Annotated in this window: 12 protein-coding genes and 4 pseudogenes; 4 read left to right on the top strand and 12 right to left on the bottom strand. The window is 30.4% G+C overall.

Annotated elements, in window-relative coordinates; genetic code table 11:
- Positions 1 to 345: 345 nt before the first annotated feature.
- Positions 346 to 615, bottom strand: coding sequence for a 30S ribosomal protein S15 (gene rpsO, locus MPTP_RS01485; protein WP_013773242.1), 270 nt, complete (start codon positions 613 to 615; stop codon positions 346 to 348).
- 274 nt (positions 616 to 889) lie between these two features.
- Here rpsO and def point away from each other — a divergent pair, with 274 nt between their 5' ends.
- Entirely contained in the window at positions 890 to 1,453 is a 564-nt protein-coding gene (def, locus tag MPTP_RS01480) for a peptide deformylase (protein ID WP_013773241.1), read from the top strand.
- 451 nt (positions 1,454 to 1,904) lie between these two features.
- Here the strand turns inward: def and MPTP_RS01475 are convergent, their stop codons facing one another.
- A complete protein-coding gene (locus MPTP_RS01475) occupies positions 1,905 to 2,678 on the bottom strand; it encodes a Cof-type HAD-IIB family hydrolase (protein WP_013773240.1) in 774 nt (257 codons plus the stop codon).
- Positions 2,679 to 2,914: 236 nt separating this feature from the next.
- Positions 2,915 to 3,712 (bottom strand): formate/nitrite transporter family protein, encoded by a 798-nt coding sequence (locus tag MPTP_RS01470; RefSeq protein WP_013773239.1) that lies wholly within the window; start codon positions 3,710 to 3,712, stop codon positions 2,915 to 2,917.
- Positions 3,713 to 4,047: 335 nt separating this feature from the next.
- Between MPTP_RS01470 and rpsD the strand changes: the two genes are divergently transcribed.
- Together rpsD and MPTP_RS01460 are read left to right on the top strand one after the other, a co-directional pair.
- Positions 4,048 to 4,653: a 30S ribosomal protein S4 gene (gene rpsD, locus MPTP_RS01465; RefSeq protein ID WP_013773238.1), complete on the top strand. Its 606-nt coding sequence runs from the start codon at positions 4,048 to 4,050 to the stop codon at positions 4,651 to 4,653.
- Positions 4,654 to 4,843: 190 nt separating this feature from the next.
- Positions 4,844 to 5,389, top strand: coding sequence for a biotin transporter BioY (locus MPTP_RS01460; RefSeq protein WP_041363463.1), 546 nt, complete (start codon positions 4,844 to 4,846; stop codon positions 5,387 to 5,389).
- Positions 5,390 to 5,509: 120 nt separating this feature from the next.
- Here MPTP_RS01460 and MPTP_RS01455 read toward each other — a convergent pair whose 3' ends face one another.
- The 4 genes and pseudogenes from MPTP_RS01455 to MPTP_RS01440 all read right to left on the bottom strand — a co-directional run bounded on the left by MPTP_RS01455 (position 5,510) and on the right by MPTP_RS01440 (position 9,197).
- Complete coding sequence (locus MPTP_RS01455; RefSeq protein WP_013773236.1) at positions 5,510 to 6,493, bottom strand: siderophore ABC transporter substrate-binding protein; 984 nt, start codon at positions 6,491 to 6,493, stop codon at positions 5,510 to 5,512.
- 41 nt (positions 6,494 to 6,534) lie between these two features.
- Positions 6,535 to 7,292: pseudogene (locus tag MPTP_RS01450) on the bottom strand (iron ABC transporter ATP-binding protein).
- Positions 7,289 to 8,253, bottom strand: a pseudogene (locus MPTP_RS01445) (iron chelate uptake ABC transporter family permease subunit). Before MPTP_RS01445 ends, MPTP_RS01450 begins: the two co-directional pseudogenes overlap by 4 nt.
- Positions 8,250 to 9,197, bottom strand: a pseudogene (locus tag MPTP_RS01440) (ABC transporter permease). Before MPTP_RS01440 ends, MPTP_RS01445 begins: the two co-directional pseudogenes overlap by 4 nt.
- A 164-nt stretch (positions 9,198 to 9,361) precedes the next feature.
- Between MPTP_RS01440 and MPTP_RS01435 the strand changes: the two are divergent.
- Complete coding sequence (locus MPTP_RS01435) at positions 9,362 to 9,805, top strand: YueI family protein (protein ID WP_013773232.1); 444 nt, start codon at positions 9,362 to 9,364, stop codon at positions 9,803 to 9,805.
- Positions 9,806 to 9,947: 142 nt separating this feature from the next.
- Here the strand turns inward: MPTP_RS01435 and MPTP_RS01430 are convergent.
- The 5 genes and pseudogenes from MPTP_RS01430 to smc form a co-directional block, all read right to left on the bottom strand.
- Positions 9,948 to 11,185, bottom strand: a pseudogene (locus tag MPTP_RS01430) (peptidoglycan bridge formation glycyltransferase FemA/FemB family protein).
- A gap of 263 nt (positions 11,186 to 11,448) precedes the next feature.
- Positions 11,449 to 13,722: a bifunctional glutamate--cysteine ligase GshA/glutathione synthetase GshB gene (gshAB, locus tag MPTP_RS01425; protein ID WP_013773229.1), complete on the bottom strand. Its 2,274-nt coding sequence runs from the start codon at positions 13,720 to 13,722 to the stop codon at positions 11,449 to 11,451.
- Between the two features lie 861 nt (positions 13,723 to 14,583).
- Complete coding sequence (gene ftsY, locus MPTP_RS01420; protein WP_013773228.1) at positions 14,584 to 15,966, bottom strand: signal recognition particle-docking protein FtsY; 1,383 nt, start codon at positions 15,964 to 15,966, stop codon at positions 14,584 to 14,586.
- A complete protein-coding gene (locus MPTP_RS01415; protein ID WP_013773227.1) occupies positions 15,967 to 16,803 on the bottom strand; it encodes a Cof-type HAD-IIB family hydrolase in 837 nt (278 codons plus the stop codon).
- A gap of 17 nt (positions 16,804 to 16,820) precedes the next feature.
- A complete protein-coding gene (gene smc, locus MPTP_RS01410) occupies positions 16,821 to 20,399 on the bottom strand; it encodes a chromosome segregation protein SMC (RefSeq protein WP_013773226.1) in 3,579 nt (1,192 codons plus the stop codon).
- Positions 20,400 to 20,412: the final 13 nt, after the last annotated feature.

The raw sequence follows: 20,412 nt of genomic DNA, 5'->3' as shown, positions 1-20,412 counted from the left end.
AAACATAATGGCCTTCTTTCATTTGATTAGTAGACGATTAACTGACCTTCCAAAGAATTTAATATTATTTAGTGAAAAGCTATTTTCTATCTTTATTCTATTTATATTCAGAATATCTAATATAGAAAATACTCTCAAGGTAATTCGTTTACTTTATTATAAAAAAGACGTGGGATAAAAGACAATCCCACGCAAAAATTTACCAATCTCAAATAAATGATGTGTTAAAAAATCTAGTCAAAAATGCTTTACATAAAATTCTATACTTATTTACCCAATAGAATCTGCTTTTAAAATAAAAAATTTGCTATTTTAAAAAACGCATTACTTTAACAAAAACAACTTTTATCGACGTAATCCTAAGCGCTGGATTAATTCACGATAACGTTGTACATCTGTTTTACGTAAGTATGCTAACAAATTACGACGATGACCAACTTTTTTCATAAGTCCACGGTAAGAATGGTGATCCTTTTTATGCACCCGAGCGTGTTCATTTAAATGATTAATATCTGCTGTCAATAAGGCAATTTGAACTTCTGGTGAACCAGTATCTCCTTCATGACGTGCATATTCATTGATGATTTCATTTTTTCTTTCTTTTGACATTGCCATGCGTTTCACCTCTTTTTTTAATAATCTAATCACTGAGTAAAACGTTGGTGATTCGTTAAACTAAATGACCGATAGTATGTTTACATACAGATCAACTTTACCTGAAATTCTAATAAAAAGCAAGATCAAAACCTAGTTTTCTTTAATTTAATCAGTTTATACTTCAATTTCTTCTATTTTATGGTAAACTAAAAAATAAATCACTGTTCATATTTAAATGGATTAGTTTAATTTTATTTTTCATTACAGAAAATATAGAAAGGAGAATATCGCTATGCTTACGATGGATGATATCATTAGAGAAGGAAATCCAACGTTACGACAAATTGCCAAGGAAGTCCCAGTCCCCTTAACAGAGGATGATATTAATCTAGGTAGAGAAATGCTGACTTTTTTAAAAAATAGTCAGGATCCAATAAAAGCTGAAGAAATGCATCTACGTGGCGGTGTTGGGTTGGCAGCTCCACAATTAGATATCTCTAAACGAATTATTGCTGTTCATATTCCAGATCTTGATCCAGATCAATCTGAAATGCTTTTAAGTACTGTAATGTACAATCCAAAAATTGTGAGTCATTCTGTTCAAGATGCATGTCTTTCAGAGGGAGAAGGCTGTTTATCTGTTGATCGTGAAGTCTCTGGGTATGTCGTACGGCACCATAAAATTACAATTACATATTTTGATGAAACAAACGAAAAACATAAGTTGCGCTTAAAAGGTTATGCAGCTATTGTTGTTCAGCATGAAATTGATCATATAAATGGTGTTTTATTCTATGATCATATCAATCAAGAAAGTCCATTTGCCTTAAAAGATGGGGTTATTGTAATTGAGTAAAACATGATGATAAGACTTGATTCATCTTATGAATTGAAAAAGCTTATTGAATTTAAAATTATATTCAATCTTTTAGCATTTTATGCAATCAATGTTAAATCCAATATTGTTTAATTAGATTATTTTGAAACAAATTAAGGTCATAAAAATAAAAATGGGGCATGTATAGTGAAAATTTTTCTAATCTCTTTATACATGCTCTACTTTTTTAAATTGTTTAATTATTTATCATTTATAAGATTAATATCAAATCAAACATTCAGCTTAGCAAAAGAAGTTCTCTTTCAATTTAGCTATTTTATTATTAGGTAATATCAGTATATCCTAAATAAATATATTGGAATGGACATCTTCCTTAAAGGATATGAAGCATAACTTATATTGTTGTTTATGCCTTATATTCATTAATCAATAGCTCTTTCTATTTCTATATTATTGGTTAATGAATAATTTAAAAGGCGCCTAATTTTTTCAATGCCTTAAAAATGCCATCTTCTTCATTTGTAGCTGTTATAAAATTAGCTGCCTGTTTAGCATATTTTGTAGCATTTCCCATTGCCACTCCGATACCTGCTTCTTTAAGCATTTCTATATCGTTGTCTCCATCTCCAAAAGCGATAATATCCTCATGTGCAATACCTACTCGTTCTGCTAAATTTAATAACGTTGCTGCCTTCGAACCAGTTTTTGGTAATACATCTACACCATATGGATGCCAACGAACAAATTTAAAATCTGGAAACAACTGTTCATTGATTGGATTGGTTTGATCATAAAATGCTAATGCTTGATAGATATCATTTGATTGATAAAATGTCTGATCGAAAGAAGGTATCTGTTGTTGGAGAGAATGTAAGGCTTCAAATACCTCACTTTCATTATAATGATTCATTTGTTTCAGATCATCTAAACCGACACATGTAAATCCAATTTGTTGTTTTTCTGTCATTTCTAAAAATGCTGTTAAGGCTGCCTGGTCTAATAAATTTTGATAATATTGTTCATGATCCAAAAAACCTGCAGCTCCATTACATAAGATATAATTTGTAAATTCTAAATCAAAAAGAACCTCTTGAGCCATAATACGGCTACGACCTGTAGCAATAGTAACCAAATGTCCTTGTTGTCTTAATTTATACAAAGATTCTCGTGTACTTTCTAATGCTTTTTTATCATTTGTTAATAATGTACCATCAATATCAAATGCATAAAGCTTTCTTGCCATGATTACTAGATATCCTCTCTATTCATTCCATTGTCTGCTTTTTATCTATCAATCTTCAATCTTTTATTTACTCGTTTCAATCATTCAACTACAATTCTTTTCTACCAAATAAAATAGTTTTAATTGTAGATTCTTTCTGGTCTTAATATGTAAAATGTTATCAATAGTTTAAAACTAAAAATAAAGTAAAAAATCAAATAGACTGAGAAAATACTCTCAGCCTATTTGTATGTAATTTAATCTACATATTTAGTATCTGTACCATTTAACCAGCTATAAGTTAATCCCATGACTAAGCCACCACCAATATAGTTTCCAATTAGAGCAAGGATCAAGTTATGTGCAACATTTCCGGCCGTCATTTCTGCCATATGGCCATGTGAAGAAAAGAAAGCAAGTGGGAAAGCAGTGAAGTTTGCAATAACGTGTTCATAGCCTAAAAGTGCAAAAATGAAAATAATGAAAATGATTGCAGCGATTTTTCCAGCATCATCTTTCATTCTCATGCTTGCCAATACAGCAGTATTAACCACAACATTTGCAAATATACCTTCTACTATAATTTGAATGGTCGTCTTTGTTAATTTACTACCAACAGCTGTAAATAAATAATTGTCTAATTTTAAATGTTGGAAAGGTGCTGTTAAGGAAACAAGGTATCCAAATAATAAACCACCTATCATATTAAAAAAAATACAAGTTAACAAAATTTTTAAAGCTAATGGTATACCTAATTTTTTTCTATAAACACCTACAGTCATGTATAACATATTTGATGTGCCTAATTCGGCATTTAAATAAAGAATCATGACAAGTGACCAGCTGAACATAAATGCATATAATATTTTTTCCAATCCTGGGGCAATTTCTTCCCCCTTCATTGCAATTACAAAAGCAACTGCTGTACCTAACGATAAAAACATTGCAGCCAGCATAGCTCGAATAGCATAACGTAAAAAGCTATTTTGAAATAAATCAATTTTTTTATCTATTGACTTATCAATTTGTTCAAATAATGGTGATACAGGTTGCATTTTTTCTTCTCCTCCATTTTTTTATCTTTATTTTCAAATTATCCTTTCTTATTCTAAAGACAAAATTTCTTTTTGTCTAGTGATTTTTCATTTTAATAATAAATAGAACAAAGATAAAAAATTGCTTGACATGATTAGATTTTACGAGCTATACTTAAGTTTGTGTAAAATAATGCAGCAGAAGAATAATAATCTCGTCAACAGTTTGATGCCATTTTAGGTTCAATTGCGTAACTACGGCTGCATAGAGTGAAGATTGAAGATCAAACTGAACGAATTATGAATTTTTCATTTGGTTATTTTACTCCAAAACTTATTTATTGGAGGAATATAAAATGTCACGTTATACTGGACCATCTTGGAAATTATCTCGTCGATTAGGCATATCATTATCTGGAACAGGAAAGGAATTAGCACGTCGTCCTTACAAACCAGGTCAACATGGCCCAAACAGCCGTGGAAAATTGTCTGAATATGGTTTGCAATTAACTGAAAAACAAAAACTACGTCATATGTATGGTATGAACGAACGTCAATTTTATAACTTATTCGTTAAAGCAAGCAAAATCAAAGAAGGAAAACATGGTGTTAACTTCATGATTTTACTTGAACAACGTTTAGACAATATTGTTTATCGTTTAGGTTTAGCAACCACACGCCGTCAGGCACGTCAATTGGTAAATCATGGACATATTTTAGTAGACAATAAACGCGTAGATATTCCTTCTTATCATGTTGAAGTAGGACAAGTTATATCTGTACGTGAAAAATCACAAAATATGGTAACAATTAAGAGTGCTATTGAAGCTACACTTAGTCGTCCAGCTTTTGTTAATTTTGATGCTGATAAACTTGAAGGTAGCTTAACACGTTTACCAGAACGTGACGAATTATCTCAAGACATTGATGAAGCATTAATCGTTGAATTCTATAACCGTTAATCGTTAATCAAAAATTTATTCAGCTCACCATTAAAAAGACTTTGTTCAAATATTTGAACAAAGTCTTTTTAAGTTATGAACATCATTAAAATAAAATAAATTTATTTACAAATGAGTAAAATTCCTCTACAATTATCGTTAACCGATTTTTATAAATGGTTAACAACAATTGAAAGGAATTATTTTATTTATGAAATCTTCTATTCATTCATTGATTTTATCCGCTGAATTTTCAATTATCATAGCTCTATTATCTCAACTTTCTTTTCCGATTGGTATAATCCCTCTAACAGGTCAAACATTTGCCATTGGACTTGCTGCAACACTTCTTGGTAAAAAAATTGGCACTATTTCTATTCTAATTTACCTTTTATTAGGTTTAATTGGATTACCTGTTTTTGCAGGAATGACTGCTGGTTTCGGTGTTTTATTTGGTGTTACTGGTGGTTATCTGATTGGTTTTATTCTTAATGGTTGGCTTACTGGAATGATACTGGAAAAAACTACTTTTAATTATAAATATGGCATAATTGCTAATTTGATAGGTAGTATGGTTCCAATGATTACAGGTACTTTGTGGTTAAAATTATTCTCTAATTCTTCATGGGAAACTGCCTGGATGACTGGTTTTCTTCCTTTTATTATTCCATGGATTATTAAAGCAATTGCTTCGGCCTATCTAGGAATTTTTTTACGTAAACGTTTATCCGCTTATTTCTTTAAAATTCCTAATTAATTTACGATATTTTCTATTCAATATTACGAGGGAATAATTCTTAAAAGCCAAATCATTCCTTAACAAAGACTGATTTGGCTTTTAAGAATTATTTACTTATCCTATAATTGACTCAGACTATTAATCTAAAGCTTTTTTTGCATCTTCAACCATTAAATGCAGAGATTCTAGACCACCACCACTTAGATACCAAACGTCTGGTCTCAGTGAGATAACTTTGTTATGCTTTCCAGCCTCTGTTTTCTTTACTAGTTCATTTTCGGCTACATTATTATGTGAGTCATCTCCTCCAATTGCTTTTGTCCTGTCTACCACAAATAAAAAGTCTGGATTCTTTTCTAAAACGTATTCATATGAAACACTTTGGCCATGAATCGAAGGTTTAATTTTTTCATCTGCCTCTTTAAAGCCAAAAGTATCATAAATAACATCAAAACGTGATTTTTTACCAAAGGTTGAAAGTTGGCCTTCATTTACAATTACAGTTAAAGCTTTTTGATCAAGTTGACTTGCTTTTGTCTTTAAATCTGTTACTTCTTTTTCTAAATCTTTGACTTTAGTTCTTGCTTCTTTTTCTTTATCAAAAATTTTCCCAACGGTTTCAATATTATGTTTTGTAGAACGCCATGTATCCGTATCATCTACTGACATATAAAGAGTTGGAGCGATTTGTTCCATTTTTTCTTTGTAATCTTCTTGACGTCCAGAAATGATAATCAAGTCTGGTTTTAATTGATTCACTTTTTCAAGATCTGGTTCTTTAATCCTACCAGCAGAAGATACCTTTCGATAGTTGCTTAAGTAATTAGGAATACTTTTAGCAGGTACACCAACTACACGATCACCAACACTTAATGCATCTATTGTATCTAAAGAACCATTATCGAACACAACTACTCTCTTTGGCTTACTTGGTACTTCTACCTTTTTTCCCTCACCGTCTATCACTTCAATTGTTTGATTCTCTTTTTTCTTATCGACTGCCGTACTTGCTTTCTTTGTTTCATTAACGTTATCTAGTTTCTTTCCTCCATTAGAACACGCACCAAGAACAAACACTCCAACCATTGATAAAACTATTCCAACTAATAATTTCTTTTTCAAATTATTTCCTCCTCATTGCTTCTTATTAAAATTTATACAAATCAAGTAAAATACATACAAAAACGTTTTCCTTTAATATGACAAATATCAACATTCATTTCATATAATTCACTTAATATATCAGATTGAATGATTTCATCTACCTTACCTTTTGCAAAGAGTCTTCCATCTTTCATAGCAACAATCTCATCTGCATAGCTAGCAGCAAAGTTAATATCATGTATAACAATGACAATTGTTTTGTTTGCTTCATCTACCAATTGACGTAGAATTTTCATTATCTGGACAGCGTAATTCATATCTAAGTTATTTAATGGTTCATCTAATAAAATATAGTCTGTATCTTGCGCTAAAACCATTGCAATATAAGCACGTTGCAATTGACCACCGGAAAGTGTATCAATCATTTCATTTTCTAGAGCTATTAATCCTAAATTTTCTAAAGCTTGTGTCACTTTTTCATCATCTCTGTTTTGCATATTTCCTTTTGTATAAGGAAAACGTCCAAAATTGACCAATTCACAAACAGTTAATTTTAAGTTAATTCCATTTGTTTGTTTTAAAATAGATAATTTTTTTGCTGTTCACTCTGTTTCCAAGTTTTTATTTCGTTATGGTCTACATATATTTCACCTATATCTTTAGGAATCAGACAGCGAATCATTGATAGTAGTGTACTTTTACCAGCACCATTTGGTCCAATAAAAGCAGTTAGTGTGTGATCGGTAATTGGCATTTGTACTTTTGAAACAACAATTTTTTCACCATACTTTTTTGAAACATTCTTAAGTTCAATCATTTTTGTTGCTTCCTTTCACCTATAATTCTAAAAACAAAGTAAAGACCACCAATAAATTCAATCACCGTACTCAACGTAGCATTTAGCTGAAAAATTTGTTCTATTAAAAATTGACCAAGTACAAGAAATAAAATAGCTACTAAACTACCAATAATAAATAATTGCTGATGCTTGTAGGTATTCACCAGTTGATAGGTGGTATTAGCTACAATAAATCCTAGAAAGGTTATTGATCCAACTAAAGCGGTAGACAGTCCAATTAAGGTACTAATAATTATAATCAATCCTAACTGAAATTTTGGTACATAAATACCTAGATTCATTGCTTGATCTTTCCCTAGATGCAAAACATCTAAAGAAGTACTTTGAATCCAGAGACAGAGAATCAAACATAAAATCAAAATACCAGCAATCATTAAATGTTGACTATTAACATTGCCAAAACTAGCAAATAATTTTCCTTGCAACTGCTCATATTCATTAGGATCCATCATGACTTGTAAAAATGTGCTAATACTATTGAAAAAAGTTCCCAGAATCATACCAATCATTAATAAAAGAAATAAATCATTTTGACGTTTTCCCAATAAAAACTTTGCTAAAAATAAACTCATACCAACCATTAACAAAACATTTAAAAAAAATAGACCTGTAGAAAAATTTTCTAAAGTACCTATACGACGAAAAAAAAAGAAAATTCCCGTTTGAATAAGAATATATAAAGAATCTAAGCCTAAAATGTTAGGTGTTAAAAATTGACTGTTTGTCATTGTTTGAAAACTAATCGTTGAAAAAGCTGTAGCTATACCGACTAAAACAAAAGCAATTAGTCGTTTTCCACGTAAATTTAAGGCAAATAACCAATTTCCATAAGTGTTATATGTTAGATAGAACAAACAATAAAAACAGAAGAAATTAAAAATAATAGCAGAGTTGAGGATCCTTGAAACAATCTTTTCATATTGTTTTCCTCCTCAATAACAATGCAATAAAAATAAAGCTACCAATTATTCCAACAATCAAACTAACGGAGAATTCATACGGAGCAATAAGTGTCCTAGCAAGAATATCACAAACTAATAAGAAAATGCTTCCAATAATAGCTGTTATGAACAAGGTATTTTTCATATGATCACCATAACAAAGAGCAACTAGATTTGGAATAATTACTCCTAAAAATGGAATATTTCCCACCATAACCAAAATAACTGCACCTGATAGAGCAACAATTCCAACACCAAATAATTGAAGTTGTTGATAATTAAGTCCCAAATTTGTTTAAACCTCTTCACCCAAACCAATAATTGTAAAACGATAAGCATATGCATAAGTAATAATTAACAAGGGAACCGTTAAGTAAAGTAATTCATAGTTTCATCGAACAATAGTTGAAAAATTTCCCTGCAACCAAGAAGACATGTTTTGTACCAATTGCAGTTGATAAGCAAAAAAAGTCGCAATGGAGCCAACAATATTACCAAACATAACTCCTATAAGTGGGAGCATTAATTGATTTTTTATTGACAAAAATTTTGTTAAATAAATAAATAACATAGTACCAACTAAAGCGAATAAAAATGCCACAAATGAGCGAAATAGCAGAGGTGCATTTGGAAAGAAAACCATCACAATCAAAATACCTAAACGTGCACTATCCATTGTGCCAACAGTACTTGGTGAAACAAATTTATTTTGTGTAAGATGCTGCATAATTAGACCAGAAACACTGATTGTACTACCAGCAATAATTAGACTAATCGTTCTAGGAATGCGCGTTGCAACTAATAGGAATTGTTGCTTAATATCCAAATGGAACAATTGCAGAATAGAAAAATCTTTAACACCGATACAAACAGATATGATAGATAAAAGAAGTAAAAAAACAAATAAGATTAATTTTTTCATCTAATCATCCTTTTTTAAATGAGAATGGTTTTCATTATCATTTAATAGTTTATTTCACAGAGAATAAAAAAGCAAGACATATTTAAATCAAAATTTTCAAATTATGATATAATAACTAAGTAACGATAAATAAAATATACTAAAAACAGAAGGTGAATTTGGTTATGCCAAAAGGTAATTTACAACAACATCTAGATGAGGGAATGCATGGTATACCTTTAATTAAACCAGATGAACAACATCGTTATATGGGAACTTTTAGAGAACGCTGCTATCTAACAATGACTCTAACTCAAATGGAAAAACCAGAAAATCAGCTGAATTTACTTAAAGAATTACAAAAACATCCAAATGTGACTAGTTTGTTAAATGGTAAAATGTCTCCTGATTTACAAAATACCTATATAAAATTAATTAATAAAAACAATAACCATTTTACTATCATTAATGATTTTGTAGAGAATAAGCCAGATGCTTTCGGTTTAATCGTTACAGCAAATGAGGCAGTGAATGAACCAATAATAGATATTGAGAAAAAATATCCACTAAATTCACAAAAAAAATCAGGCAACAAGCCTAAAGGATTTTGGCATAAGTTATTTGGTTAAAGGCCAAATTAAACGAATAATTGGGCAAAAATTTATAAATTAATTATTACTTTATATATAATTTTATTAACAGAGTAACGAATAATCCTAAAAAGACGAATTGCAGAATGAGATCATTCAACAATTCGTCTTTTTAGAATCTTTATGTTCCTTTTATTTTTTTCAACAATTGATATAACCTATATTTTGTTGGTTTTGTAATTAACTGAAAAGTACCAATTTTCTTTTCCGCATAACCATTAAATGATTCTTTAAATTTCAATACACCATCTGAACCATCAAAATTACCAGAAATACCATAAAAATTATATTGAGGTATTTGTCGGTTAACTGTATAATGAAGCATTTCATCTTGAATTAAGTAAGGAGCATAAAATTGTTTATATTTTTCTAATGTTCCTGAAAATAGATAAACAACTTCTTGCGAACAAATCATAAATAAGGCACAAGCTAATGGAATTAATTCTTTTTTTTCTTCTCGAGCAATTTTTTCTGCTTCCTGTCTTCGTTTGTTATAAGTTGCCAATTCAGAAAGTAGTTCTTTTTTTTGATTGTTTTTTTTCTGCTATCTGGATTTTTTGAAAGAACTTCTTCTATAGTTTCTAATTTTTTCTGAATTTCTACTTGCTTGTTCTTTAAATTTTCTAAATATGTTTTTATATTAATTTCAGCTATCATAAACCTTGCTTGTTCTTGATAACTTTTGTAAACGGATTGATAGTATTCTAATGATTTATCTTCAAATTGTCTTCTTTGACTGGTTTCTTCTGTTATTTTTTTAAATTCTTGTAACTCTTCATAGGCAAGTTTTCTTGTTTGAATGCCGAATTCATGCGCACGTTTTATACTATATTGTGCACTCTTTTGATAAGAATCTACTAACGTTTGTTCAGTAAGTCCTTGAACATTTTTTTTATAAACCCAAAGTGGATTTCCTTGATTATCCAATTGCTGTTGTGCTTGTTTTTTAATAAATCCAGCTGACAAAAATTTTTCAACAACAGATTCATTTAGGTTCGTTATCTCTTCATCATAACGAACACAAACCGGTATATCTGGGCTTATTGTCACATATAGTCCATCATTTTTACGGACATACTCTTCTATTCCTTCAATGAAACAGTGAAAAACTTCAGCAGAAGAATAATCCATTAACATGCCTCCATCTATATCGAAGTAATAACCCATTTTAATTTTAAGCTTTGTAATAAGTGTTGCCCCAATAATTTTCTGATTGTCTTTTACTCCTATATAATCAACCATTTGATTTCTATTTTTTTTAAGTTCGGCCATTTCTTTTGTCTGTAAATAATTATTGCCTGAAAATTGTTGTGAAAAATCAGTGAATTCTGATTGTGTCAATGAAGTAAAGGTTAACATATATAAACACAACTTTCTTAATAGATTTTAAATTTTTTGCTAGATTTAATAAATATATATTAGAAACAACAACATAAATAGACAAAAATCATTAAAAAATAAAATAACAACCCATTTTTATTTCATTGTCTGTACATTACCTGAATATTAATTTTAGCATAGTTAGTTTTTTAAGCATCAATTACTAGGTAGATGCTTTCTAAATTTAGACCTAATAAATTATCAGTATCAAAAATCATTGCACCATTATCGATCATCAATTTTTATTGTTCATTTAACTCCGGATAGAGAAATTTTAATACTTCCATTGTAAGCGGCCTACCTTTTCCTTTATATGGATAGATATGCATATACATTGCTGGATTGAAATTTGCCTCAATAATACCATAGCTTTTGCTATTTTTATTTATAGGTTTTTTCTCATCTGAAAGAATAAAATCAATGCCACAAATTTTAGCCCCCAAAGCCTGAACGGCTTCAACTGCCAATTTTTTATAGCTTTCATTAAATTCATCTGTAACATCGATGGAATCTCCACCAGTACTAATATTTGAATTTTTTCTTAAATAAACAAACTGATCTTTTTTAGGAATAGAGACAGAGATTAATGCTTGTTCTTTTAACATTAATTGTTCTAATTTCCCTAATTGAATCGCTTCTAAAGGTTTTCGATGTCCTATTCCTCTTAATGGGTCAAGATTTTTTTCAATAATCAATTCTTCTACTGTATGCAAGCCATCTCCGATAACATTGGCAGGTATCCGTAATAAAATAGCTTTTACTTCTCCATCTAATACAAAGAAGCGATATTCAGTTCCTTCTAAAAATTCTTCAATGATTACCACTTGATCTTCTTTAAAAGCTAATTCCAATGCTAATGTAAAATCTGCTAACGAAGCGCCATGTTTAAAAATTGTAATTCCAATTCCATAATTTGTTGTTTTAGGTTTAATTACAAAAGCTTTATTTTCATAATCTAAATAGGCTTGTTGTGCTTGTTCTAGAGAGATAAATTCTTCACCAACTGGTACTTGAAATCCTGCATCTGCCAAGATTTTTTTTGTAACAGTCTTATTCTGCATTATTAACGGTGCAATATAACTATCTTTACTGGTCATATTGGCATTTTTCACGTATTCAACATGATTTTTATGCGTTAACTTCAAAAATTGTTCTTGTTCATCCAAAATTTCAAAGGCAATTCCCTTTTGAATGGTATCAAACAAAAAGCTTTGGGTAGATAATTCCATTTGTTGGAAACCAGTTAGTTGGTAAGGTTCATTGAGAATAGCTGCTTGATATTCACTGCCAAAAATGATTCCTAACTCTTTATTAGAATTTTCCTGAATAATTGTCCACATTTTACCAGCAATAGTCGTCTCTGGCGCTCTTAATTGTTGATAGTACATATCAACCAATTTTTTCTCCTCAACCAATTCCAATTCATCAAGCATTTCAAACATCTCTCTAAATATTCGATCACCTTCAGAAAGTAAGTTAATTGATTGAAAAGGATGCATTAAAGCAATCTGGTTGTTAACAAGATTGCCAGTCATTATCCATTCATCAGGTGTTTCTAGTTCTTCTGTCCATAGCATATACAAAAGAAAAATATGCAAAAATCTTAAAGTATCTTCATCAATTCCCAAAGACGTAAACGGATTTAAATCTAAATTTCGTAGCTCAATATATCGAATCCCCGTATGACATAAATCGGATATTTGTTTGCCACCACGCAAACGAACAGGTGAATAAAATTCTTTTTCTTTTGCCAAGATACCATTTTCAACCAAACGATGAATATCTTCTAAATAATTTTTAAGTGAAGCATAAGAAACAGCTGCAACTTCTTCATTTGTATAACCAAATGAACTATTTCTAATACTTCTTACCGGTTCATTTAATGATTTATCCTGTTCAGTAAAGTAACCTTTTTCACAAACCGGAGAAGCACCAAATAAATAGGTAATTAACCAACGATAACGTAAATAGTTACGAGCTATTTTCATGTACAATGTATTTTTAAATTCCTCAATTTTTTCAAATTCTGATTGTTCATTAAACATATGCTGGATAAGATCAATTGAATATTCAAAATTAAAGTGAATACCACTAATCATCTGTTTTCGTTTGCCATACTTTTTAGCTAAATATTGTCGATACAAAGTTTCCTCAAAATCATCTAATTTTGCAATTTTAATCTCTTCATCTTTTTCTGGCAGTTTTGGTGGCATACTAAGTGGCCAAAGTATTTCTTCCTTTTCCAATGAACGATAGGCAACTTCCTGAATCGCTGATAAATAACGAGATACTTCATCGATAGAATCTGCTACAGGTGTAATTAACTCAATTTGTGTTTCACTAAAATCTGTTTGGATATAAGGATGGTACGAACGGTTTCCTAGCACTTTAGGATGTTCTGTCGTTGCAAGTCTACCATCTATTTTACTACGTTGGCTTTCTTTTTCCAAACCAAAACGTGCGGATAGAATATAAGGTTTTACCTTCTTTTGTTGTAATAAACTTTTAAAATTCATACTTGTCATCCTTCTTTCCAAAAGAAATTTCCTATAAACATTTCATTTAACTAGAAGAAAGTTTAACTAGCTGAAGAAAGTTTATGACTTTCTTTATTTCAATTTTGTCTAAACAACGAAAAAATACAAGTAAAATTATTCTTTTAAACAAACTTCTTAATTTTATCGTTGACTGTTTTTCTATGATTATCTTTCTATTTAAGAATTTTTATTTCTATGTACTCATATTTTAAATAAAACAAGAAAAATTTTTAAACCTGTTTATTATTAACAAGTAATTTTTATGAGAACGTTAGATTTATTCTTTTATCATATCATTAAATAAGATATATATTTTAACAATTTTATTTTTTTATATTTTTTCATAATGATCTATATTATCCATTATAACTTAGGATCGCAATTTATATTTATTAATTCTTATTTTTACTGAATGAATTGCCAATTATTCTTCATTGTTAAACTATTTAGTTAATAAAAATAGTAAATATACAAACTAAGAATATAGCAATAAATAATAATTAAAATCAACCATCTAAACTATAATAAAGAATTTTTATTTGTTAAACCTGATAGATATAGGATAGTCGTTTAATTTCGGCTGTGCAGCAGACATTATAGGATATTAAAATCAATAAATACCAAAAACAAAAAATACTTTTTTGTTGCTGTTTTTATTCCATCTAACTTCCCCTAAGGTTCATAACCAAACGATCTGCCTTATTTATTCCTTGACTAACAAATTATATTTAAATTTAAAACTTTATCAATCAATTATATCATATGAAAAAAGCGATTCATCTAGTCATCGATAATGAAGGATGAAAGAATTCTCGCTCATTTATTAACTAATTACAAAATTTAATCTTCCTCTTTTAGTAATCCTTTAAACAAACCAATAGCAAAGTCGTTGGTACTAAATGGCTCTAGATCATTAATTCCCTCACCAAGACCAACCAATTTAACTGGGAGATGAAGTTCATTTCGAATAGCTATAATAATACCACCCTTAGCAGTGCCATCTAGCTTCGTTAAGATTAACCCTGTAACATCTGTTGTTTCTTTAAATTGTTTTACTTGTGACATTGCATTTTGTCCAGTCGTTGCATCGATGACCAGCAATACTTCATGTGGTGCTTCAGGTATTTCACGCTGAATTACTCTTTTAATTTTCTCTAACTCATTCATTAAATTTACCTTATTTTGTAAACGTCCAGCTGTATCTATCAATAAAATGTCTGCTTGTTCTTCTTTAGCATATTTAATTGAATCATAAACAACAGCGGCAGGATCACCACCAGCCTTTCCATGAATCACTTTAACATTTGCCCTTTCTCCCCAGACAATCAGCTGATCAATTGCACCTGCTCTAAATGTATCTGCTGCAGCCATTACTACCTTTTTCCCTTGTTGTTTATAACTATAAGCTAGCTTGCCAATACTTGTTGTTTTACCTACACCATTTACGCCAACAAACAACATTACTGTCAATTGATCTGTTTGTATATTTAAGGAATTATCCTCGTTAATTCCCTCTTCTTCATACAAATCGACCATTTTTTCAATAATTGTATTCTGAACCTCAGCTGGCTTTTTCACATTTCTTAGTTTTACTTCTTGTCTTAAAGAATCTGTGATTTTTAAAGAAGTTTCAAACCCAACATCAGCACCAATTAATGTTTCTTCTAACTCTTCAAAAAAATCTTCATCAACACTTCTAAAATTAGCAAATAACTCATTTAATCTTTGAGAAAAAGTTTTTCGTGTTTTAGTTAGACCTTTTTCATACTTTTTTTGTGTCTTTGTTTCAATACTTGCCTCAGTCTCTGGTTGTGCAATTGTTGTAAGTATTTCTTCTTTATCTTCCTGATTTTGTTCTATCTTTTCTTCAGTTTGTTCCTCTGATTTACTTGTTTGTTCTAATGAACTTGTATTTTTTACTTCAGGCCGTACATTTAAATTTGGAGTATTTCTAGTAATTTGTTCATTCTCAATTTTAGTTGATTGATCCACCGATTGAATAGTTATTTTTTCTTGTTGCTCTGTTTTTGCCTTTTCTTGAATTTCTTTTTGTTCAGATGTTAACTCGGAAAGATTATGTTCTCTTGCTTGTTCTATTTCTTGTTTTTCAGTAGCTTCATTTGTTTTTTCATTTTTTGATGTTTCATTTAATTCTTTTGATTTTTCTTTTTCTTCTCTTTTTTCAGCAGTAAATGCTTTTTTTATTTTATCAAAAAATCCCATTTAAATTCCTCCCTTCACGCCTTGTAATGTTGAAAATGCATAGTTTTCAATTGCAGAGGCTACTCCGTCTTTTTCATTGGTAGTGGTAATAATATCGGCTGCACTTCTAACTTTAGAAACAGCATTCTCCATTGCAACACCAATTCCTGCATAATGAATCATTGGTAGATCGTTTTCTTCATCACCAATTGCCATAATTTCTTCTGATTTAATCATTAACTCATCTGCTAAAAGAGACAGTCCATAAGCCTTTGTAATTCCCTTAGGCATAAATTCCAATAAATTCTTTCTTGTCTTAATAATTTCAAAGTGATCATAATACTCATGTGGAATTTGCTTTATTTGCCTATCTAAATAATCAGCAGCTGTTGCCATGACTATTTTATTGTAAATCCGATCATTTGTCAGCTCGTTTAAAACAGCTGGAGTAAATGTTAATGTATTGTTTAGTTTATTATAAATAGATGGGTGCTCTGGTGAAGATGGCAATTGTAATACTTCATGATCAGACAGAACATCGAAAGGTAGATTTAAAGAAATAGCTAGTAGATAGACTTCGTTAATCGCCTTAAGTGGTAACAAAGCCTTCTTAATGATTTCTCCATTACTCGTTTTTTGTACTAATCCTCCATTAAATGTTATGCAATAATCTGTTTCTTCTAATAAATTTAATTCCTCTAAATAATGTTCCATTGCTTTTAAAGGACGTCCAGTACAAATAACGATTTTAATGCCTAAAGCTTTGGCCCTAGCAATGGTTTCTTTATTCTTTATTGAAATCTTTTTTTTGTCATTTAACAAAGTACCATCTAGATCGATAGCTATTAATTTGATCAACTATCTTCCTCCTATTACTATACATTTTTTACAATTTTTTCATCTTCTTTTATAGTTTCCAAGCGAACAGAAACAAGATTGGAAACGCCTGATTCTTGCATAGTAACACCATACAAAACATCTGCAGCTTCCATGGTACCTTTTCTATGTGTGACAACAATAAATTGCATTTCATCTTCGAATGTCGATAAATATCTACCAAAACGAGCTACATTTGCTTCATCAAGAGCAGCTTCAACTTCATCAAGCACACAAAAAGGTACCGGCCGAACGTGAATAATGGAGAATAACAAAGCAATTGCTGTTAATGCGCGTTCTCCACCAGATAATAAGCTCAATCCCTGTAATTTTTTACCTGGCGGTTGTGCTTCAATCTCAATTCCTGTATTTAACAAATCATTGGGATCCGTTAGAATAAGTTCAGCTTGTCCACCACCAAACATATTAGGAAAAACAGATTGAAATTGCATACGAATTGCCTTAAAAGTTTCGCTAAATCGTTCTTTGACTTCCTGATCCATCTCATCCATTGTTCCAAATAATTGATCCTTAGCACTCAATAAATCATCTCGTTGTGTAATTAGAAATTGATATCTTTCATTGACCTGATGATATTGATCAATAGATTCTAAATTGATAGGACCTAATCGTTTAATGGCTTGCTTTAATTCTTCGACTTGGTTCCTTGCTGTATCCTTTTCTTTGATTGGCTCATAATTACTTTGGGCATAATCAAATGTTAAATTATATTCTTCTTGTAAATATTGAAGTGAGTGATCCAATCTGACTTCCGTACGGTCCTTTTGTATTTCTATTTGTGTCTGTCTAGAAAGTAATTGTTGTTGCTGTTTATTTTTATCTGCCAAATTAGCTTCTGTTTGATTTATTTCTTTTTGTAATTGTTGCTGTGTTTGTTTTTCTTCATAAATTAAAGTTTGTATTTTTTCTCTTTCATCAGATAATTGATCTAACTGCATAGCTAGGTCTTTCTCTGTAGTTTGGTGATCCACCGAATGATCGTTCAATTGTTGCAATTGATGTGTCAAACTAGCTTTCTTTTCAACAATACCGGTCAATTGACTTTGTTTTTCATTTTTTTGCTGAAGTAAATAAGCAAATTGTTCATTCATCACTGCCTGTTTTGATTGAATTTGATTGAATATTTCTTGTGCTTTGTTTTTATATACTTCCATCTGGCTTGCTTCTTGTTCTATTTGATTCATCTCTAAATCAAGACGTTCTTTTTCTTCTAATAAAAATACCTGTTTTTTAAGCAATTCTTCTTTTTGTAATTGATAGTCCGATAAAAATTGATGAATTTCATGAGATTCAAATTCAAATAATCGCTTTTCTTTTGTCAAACGCTCAATTAACAATTGAACATTAGACAGCTGACTCATTGATTCTTGTTGTTTGAGTCGATCTTCTTCCATTTTTAATCGCAACTGTTCTAAATTTTCCCTTAATTGTTGTTCTTCATTTATCAATTGCTGAACTTCTTTTTCTGTCTGTCTTTGCTTGGTTTCTAATTCAATGACTTGTTCATTGAGTAACTGTAATTCATGTGATTGGTTGAAAAGGCTTCCCTGGCTACCACGTTTGTTTGCTCCACCTGTCATTGAACCACCTGGATTCATTATATCCCCTTCTAATGAAACAATACGGTATTGATAACTAATTAATTTTGCTAATTGATTGGCATTTTCCAAAGAATCCGCAAATAATGTTGTTCCTAATAAATTTTTTATGATAGCTGCAACTTTTTCTTCATACTGAACTAATTCACTTGCAATACCGATGAAACCTGTTTGTTTTTGTATTTTAGTATAGACAGATGTAGATAACTGACGTGCTTTAATTGTTGTTATTGGTAGAAATGTTGCCCGTCCACCATGTTGTTGTTTTAAAAAATTGATTGCTGTTCGTCCATCTTTTTCAGATTCCACAACAATATGCTGAGCAGCACTGCCAAGTGCTGTTTCAATGGCTATTGTATATTTTTCAGGTACTTTTATTAATTCAGCAACTACACCAATAATTCCTGATAATTGCTGCCTATTCTTTAATATAATTCGTATCCCTTGATAAAAGCCTGTATAATTTTCTTGAATTTCCTGTAAACTTTTCTGTCTTGCTTTAACTTGTTGGGTTTGATTCATCATTTGGTACATTTTTTTTTGCTTGTCTGTTAATGCTTGTTGTTTTAGTTCAAGTTGTTGCTTAGTTTCTTCATACCTTGTTATCTGCTCTTTTAATACTTTTTCAATTGCTTGATTATTTGCTGCTAATTCTTCTTTTTTAATCAAAGCTTGCGATAACTCATTCACCAACGATTCGTGTTTTTGAATCGATTGTTTGTTTTTGGTCGTCTCTTGTTGATATTGACGTTCCAAATATTTTAAATCATTTGAAACATTAGCTTGATCTTGCATCATTTCTACATATTGACTTCTTAATTCTTCCATTAACTCTTTAGAAGATTTGCTATACTTTGCTACATTAGCTTGAGCTGTTTGATTTTCTTTTTTTAATTCTTTTTGCTGCTGCTCATTTAAAGAAATTTTTGATTGTATATGTGTTAATTCTTCTTGATAATTTGCTATTTCTTTTGTCAGCTCATTTAATGATTGCTCATATTCACTTGCTGTTTGCAATGTATGCTTTGAACGTTCGCTCAAAACATTTTTTTGTCCTTCAGTTTGCTTTAATGACTCGATAATTTGAAGGAGTTGTTGCTGTTGTATTTCAATTTGTTTATCCAAAGCTGTACGTTTGGTACGAGTATGTTGTAGATAGTCCTCTAATTTATGAATTTGTTGATCAACAATTTTTAGTTGTTCTTCTAACTGATGAAATTCTTCTTTTTTCGTTTCCCATAAGTTTTTTGTATCCTCGATTTCTACCACAGTTAAACCCACATCAACGGTAGTCAGCTCTTTTTTGATTATTAAAAATTTTTCTGCTGTTTTACTTTGAGTTTCTAATGGCACTAACTGTTCTGCCAATTCGTGAATAATATCTTTGATTCGATCCAAATTATCTTCTGTCTCAAACAGTTTTTGTTCAGCTTTTTTCTTACGCTGCTTATATTTTAATACTCCGGCAGCTTCTTCAAAAATTCCACGTCGATCTTCTGGCTTACTATTAAAAATAGCTTCAACTTTACCTTGTGAAATAATAGAGAAAGATTCCTTACCTAAACCAGAATCCATAAATAGGTCTTGAATATCTTTAAGCCGACAAGCCTGTTTATTAATGAAAAATTCGCTCTCACCTGTTCGACGATAGCGACGCATAATGCTAATTTCACTAAAATCAAGAGGTAAGTAATAATCCGTGTTATCTAAAACAATCATTACCTCAGCAATATTTAATGGCTTTCTTTCCTGTGTACCTGCAAAAATAATATCTGGCATCTTACCACCACGTAAACTCTTAGCTGATTGTTCGCCAAGCACCCAACGAATGGCTTCAGTTATATTACTTTTTCCACTCCCATTTGGTCCAACAACAGCAGTAACACCATTTTCAAAATCAATAATCGTTCGATCTGCAAAGGATTTAAACCCTGCAATTTCAATTCGTTTTAAATACACGAATACCTTTGCT

Source organism: Melissococcus plutonius ATCC 35311, assembly GCF_000270185.1.
Classification (GTDB): Bacteria; Bacillota; Bacilli; order Lactobacillales; family Enterococcaceae; genus Melissococcus; species Melissococcus plutonius.
The sequence above is the reverse complement of the archived record's forward strand: the minus strand, read 5'-3'. Positions and strand labels throughout refer to the sequence as shown.

Excerpts from the sequence above, each read along its gene's own strand:
- MPTP_RS01470 (WP_013773239.1), bottom strand. The coding sequence starts at position 3,712 with ATGCAACCTGTATCACCATTATTTGAACAAATTGATAAGTCAATAGAT.
- rpsO (WP_013773242.1), bottom strand. The coding sequence starts at position 615 with ATGGCAATGTCAAAAGAAAGAAAAAATGAAATCATCAATGAATATGCA.
- gshAB (WP_013773229.1), bottom strand. The coding sequence starts at position 13,722 with ATGAATTTTAAAAGTTTATTACAACAAAAGAAGGTAAAACCTTATATT.
- MPTP_RS01435 (WP_013773232.1), top strand. The coding sequence starts at position 9,362 with ATGCCAAAAGGTAATTTACAACAACATCTAGATGAGGGAATGCATGGT.
- MPTP_RS01475 (WP_013773240.1), bottom strand. The coding sequence starts at position 2,678 with ATGGCAAGAAAGCTTTATGCATTTGATATTGATGGTACATTATTAACA.
- MPTP_RS01460 (WP_041363463.1), top strand. The coding sequence starts at position 4,844 with ATGAAATCTTCTATTCATTCATTGATTTTATCCGCTGAATTTTCAATT.
- rpsD (WP_013773238.1), top strand. The coding sequence starts at position 4,048 with ATGTCACGTTATACTGGACCATCTTGGAAATTATCTCGTCGATTAGGC.
- def (WP_013773241.1), top strand. The coding sequence starts at position 890 with ATGCTTACGATGGATGATATCATTAGAGAAGGAAATCCAACGTTACGA.
- ftsY (WP_013773228.1), bottom strand. The coding sequence starts at position 15,966 with ATGGGATTTTTTGATAAAATAAAAAAAGCATTTACTGCTGAAAAAAGA.